The 4,715-nt window shown below is 66.6% G+C and carries 3 protein-coding genes; all 3 read left to right on the top strand.

Annotated elements, in window-relative coordinates:
- Window positions 1-636, top strand: a 636-nt coding sequence (locus ABD52_RS39970) for a YitT family protein (protein ID WP_047894730.1), incomplete at its 5' end; no start/stop codon positions are given.
- 83 nt (window positions 637-719) lie between these two features.
- Window positions 720-1,181 (top strand): GbsR/MarR family transcriptional regulator, encoded by a 462-nt coding sequence (locus ABD52_RS36315; RefSeq protein ID WP_047894729.1) that lies wholly within the window; start codon window positions 720-722, stop codon window positions 1,179-1,181.
- A gap of 579 nt (window positions 1,182-1,760) precedes the next feature.
- Entirely contained in the window at window positions 1,761-4,589 is a 2,829-nt protein-coding gene (locus ABD52_RS38810; protein WP_161801658.1) for an AAA family ATPase, read from the top strand.
- Window positions 4,590-4,715: the final 126 nt, after the last annotated feature.

The following is a 4,715-nucleotide window of genomic DNA, read 5'->3' as shown; positions in this document are numbered from 1 at the left end:
GCCGTCGACAAAGCCCTCCCCTATCTCATCGGCTGCTTCTTCTTCTCACTGGGCGCGTACTTCTTCATCGCTTCGCACCTCGGCACCGACCCGCTCGATACGTTCGCGATCGGCCTGCTGCGTCACATACCGGCGACGATCGGCATCGCGCAGGCCGCCGTCGCGGTCACCTGCGTGTCCATCGTCGCCGTATGGACACGTCGCCGCCCGGCACTGTCCCCACTGCTGACGTTCTTCCTCTGCGGCAGCGTCATCGACGTCCTGCTAATCCTCGACCCGGTTCGCCTCGCTCCGATACCCGCAGCGGCGTTACTCGCAGCGGGCACCACGTGCTGCGCATACGGTTCGGCGCTGATCATCATGAGCGGGTTCGGCATCCGGGCGATGGACCTTCTCGCGATCACCATGGTGGAGCGATGGCGGTGGCCGTTCTGGCTGGCGAAGGGCGCGCTCGAACTGACCCTGCTCGCAGCCGGATGGCTGATGGGCGGTCCGGCCGGGGTGGGGACGCTCTGCTTTCTGGTCGGCGTCGACCTGCTGATCCAGCCGCTGATGTGGCTCAACGCCACCGTCCTGCGGGTGCGGAACCTGGGACTGCCACCGCACCCGGCCCCGGCCGGCAGTGGCCTCACGTGACGTCACAGACCGAACGGGAAGGGTCAAGTTCTCCGAGTTTTCTGAAACCTCGGTAGAGTGTGGGAGGAGAGAACGGGGGCACGATGACGACGGAGGCTCGCGATGCGGCCGAGCGACTGGCACTCACCCTGACCAAGGGGGGCATGCAGCGCATGCTGGCTCGGGTCTTGGCGGCGCTGCTGTTCGCCGAGTCGGAGACCGTCACCGCCGGCGACCTGTGCCAGTGGCTGCAAGCCAGCTCGGGCACCGTCTCCATGTCCGTGAAGGCACTGTCGTCCGTCGGCTTGATCGAACGCGTGCCGGTCCCTGGCAGCCGTCGCGAACACTTCCGCTTCCGCGACAGCGCCTGGGCCATCCTAATGTCCAGCCAGAACGAGGTCGTCAAGGCCATGCAGGAGGAGGCGGAACGCGGCATAGAGGCCGTCGGGGCGGACACCCGGGCCGGCCAGCGGCTGCGTGAGATGCACGACTTCTACAGCTATCTGATGACCGAGCTTCCGGCGGTGATCGATCGCTGGCACGCCAGCCGGCGGCCCACCGGCTAGCGGATCCGGCCCCACCGCACGAACGCTCGGTGCTTCCGAGTTCCGGCATGTCTCGCGCCATTTCGCCCTGCCCGGTTTGCCAAATATGGCCGGGCAGGGCGATCTCTTTCTTTTTACATAGACTTTCCTCTAAGTGGGTTGCGGTGACGCGGGGATCTCCGCATACTATCGAGACTGGTGTGCCGGGAAGTCTGGTCGGCGTCTTATTGTCACGCGCAAAGGACCCGACATGGAACGGCAAAAAGCCACCAATCCCCCAGCCGCCAAACAAAAATGGCAGTGCACGAGCCACGCCGTGACGTCCGCGCGCCGGCCGATCACTTCCGCGGCGAGGCCGCCTCTCAGCAAGCCGCACGCGTCGCACCGCAGCACCACACCAGCCCCCCTCACGTGCTGGCCACCGACCCCCGGGACATCCGGCACCTCCGTCGTTCCGACGGCCGATCGCCCCCCCCGTGACCCCTTCCATGTCCAAGGGACAGTCGTACTCCGCCGGCCGCGAAGGCGCGCATGGCGGACGCCGTAGCGACCTCGCCGATCGGTCGCACCACCTATCGATGGACACCTCGGGGGAGACACGTGCCACGTCACCGCACTATCCTGCACGGCCGTGAAGACGCACTTCGCACTATCGATGAATTTCTTACGGATGTGGGAAGCGGCACCGGGCGGGCCATCGCCTTCGAGGGGAATGCAGGAATCGGCAAGTCGGCGACACTTCGCAAGCTACGCGAAGACGCTCAACAAAAAGGACTTCAGATCCTTCGCGCGCGCGGCACAGAATTGGAATGTGATTTCCCCTGGGGGGTGGCGCGGCAGCTATTGGAATGCTGCAGTGACATCACGGCGCCCGATCAGAGATTCGCCGTCCTTCGCGGGCCGGCAGAGCTGGCGAGCGAGTTGCTGTCGCAGAAGGTCCCCGAGGCGCCTAGAACGCTCGAGTTGCATCCCACCGTGCACGGTCTGTACTGGGTCTGCCGCAATCTGTCCCGCCGACGGCCCTTGGTGATCGTGGTTGACGACGCCCACTTCGCGGATATCGAGTCGCTCAACATGCTGGCCTACATAGCCAACCGGCTCGAAGACGGAAGCATCGGCCTCGCGTTCACCACAGGCCCACTAGACGTGATCCATCGGGGTGAGTTGGTCGCGGCGGTGGCGACCGGACCCTCCGCGCGTCTGGCGCGGCTGGGACCACTCGACGTCGACGCCATCGGCGCATTGATCACGGAACACTTCGAAGGCGTCCATGCCGAGCCCGAATTCGTAGAAGCCTGCTACGCCCTGTGTCAGGGCAACCCCCGCTTCGTGAAGGAAATCCTCGCCGAGGCCGTGACTGCTGGGATCAAACCCACTGCCGAGGATGTCGGGAATCTCTACGACGTCGCTCCACGACGTACCACCGTGCATGTGCTGCACCGGCTCAACCGCCTCGGGCCGCTCGTGCGCCGCGCCGCGCAGGCCGTAGCCGTTCTCGGGCCGGACGCGGACGCCCGACGCTGCGCTTCGGTCGCCGAGATGAGCACCTCCACGTTCACCGGCGCGGCCAGAACCCTCATCGACGAGCAGATCCTGCACGCTGCACTGCCGTTCGCCTTCTCTCATCCAGTCATCCAGTCAGTCGTCTACGACAGCCTCACGCCGAAGCAAAGACACACCGCTCATCATCTGGCCGCACGTGCGCTCAGCGGCACCGGTGGAAGCCTGGCCACAATCGGGGCGCATCTGCTGCGCACTCTGCCCGGTGCGGATCGTTGGGTCGTCGATATGCTGGCCGCCAGCGCGGCGGACGCCACCTGCCGAGGGCTCCCCCGTCAGGCCGCGGCTCTCCTGCGTCGAGGTCTCGCCGAGCCACCGGACGACAACGTGGCCGTAAAGGTGCTCGTCGATCTCGCAGCCGCCGAGCTGTGCTCCGGTGACAGCGCTGCGCTCAGCCATCTGTATGAAGCGCTGCAGCACCCCGCCGATGAGGGTCTACACCATCGTGCTCGTCTGCTGCTCGCCGGGGCTCACCTGGCCCAGGGCCGCTACGACGCCTGCCGCCGGATCGTCCACCAGGGCCTGCAACGAGGCCAGTCGGCACAGCACACCGTATTCCAACGGCTACGCGAATTCTCGGCTGCTCTCGACGACCTCACCCCTCGGCCATCCGCCGGCGACGCACCAGAGCCAACGCCGCCGCGACGCGGACCCGCACTACGGGCCCTACGAGGGCTGGGCAGCGGCATGGACGCCGCGCGAGTAAGAGTTCTGGCCGAACTAAGCCTTCGTCCTACCAAACCCCAGAGGGAGCTTGACCACCCCTTACCCGAGGTCTGCCTCGCCGCATGGACACTGTGCCAGGCAGGTCAGCCCCTGAGGGCGGATGCTGTGCTGCGCGGCGTCGCAGACCAGGCACGTGCCGCCGGTTGTCTGCTGACCGCGCAGGCAGCAACGGCGGTCAGTGCCCTCGCCGCTCTAGACCTGGGAGAGCTCGCAACGGCGGAGACACTCGCATCGCGAGTCCTTGCCGACTTCTCGCACGACACCCTCGTCACGCCAGCCGTGTGGCTGGCAGCCTCGACGGCTGTCCAGGTCCTGATCGAGCTCGACTGCCCGGCTCGGGCGCAGACCGTGCTGGACTCTCTGCTCCGTGCCGGCGGCCCGCCCGATGCGGCGTTCTGCAATCAGCTCGCCGTAGCGCGAGCAGCACTCAAGATCAGCGAAGGGAAGGTGCAAGCGAGCACGTCAGAGTTGCTGAAGAGCAGAAAGGCTGCCATCGATCGCTGCTGGCACCATCCCGGGCTCACCGCGCAGTACATCGTTCCGCTCACCGAGGGTCTGATCGCCACAGGCCGTGAGCGGCAAGCGGACCTTGTCACCGCTGAGGAGCTCCTCCGCGCGCGCAGGTTCGGGGCACCCCGGCCGATCGCCGCCGCGCTACGGGCACGAAGCCGGGTCTTGCCACCGCAGCAGGCGATGACAAACCTACAACATGCTCACGACCTGATGGCCACGACGCCATACCGGCTGGATCGGGCCAAGATCGAGGTGGACACGGGCGCCCTGTTGCGCCGGACGGGACGACGCACCGAGGGTCGAGAGCGTCTGCTCCACGGCCTGGAGGGCGCTGAGCGATGCGGGGCGACGGCCTTGATCGAAACCGCCCGTAGCGAACTTCGCCTGGCCGGTGCGCGCGCGGCGACCGCGACCACCGCCCAAGTACTGACTCCTGCCGAACAAAGGGTCGTCGCGAAGGCGAGCGAGGGCCTGACCAATCGCGAGATCGCCAAGACGCTCTTCGTCACCGTCAAGACCGTGGAATGGCACCTCGGGCAGGCATTCCGCAAACTCGGCATCCGACGTCGCAGCGAACTGGCGCAAGCACTACCCGCCGTGCCCGTCGGCAGTGACATGAAAGCCGGCTGAGAGCGTGTTTGAGATCGGGTTGATCAGGTCCGGGTGAAGGTGCGGCGGGCTTGGCGGCGTGCGGGTTGGCCGCGGGTGATGCGGCGGGTCATGCCGGCGATGGCGGCCCAGCGGATGAGGGCTGCG

The sequence above is a fragment of the Micromonospora sp. RV43 genome, from assembly GCF_001029515.1.
GTDB lineage: Bacteria > Actinomycetota > Actinomycetes > Mycobacteriales > Micromonosporaceae > Micromonospora > Micromonospora aurantiaca.
This window is presented reverse-complemented; position numbering and strand designations above follow the sequence as displayed.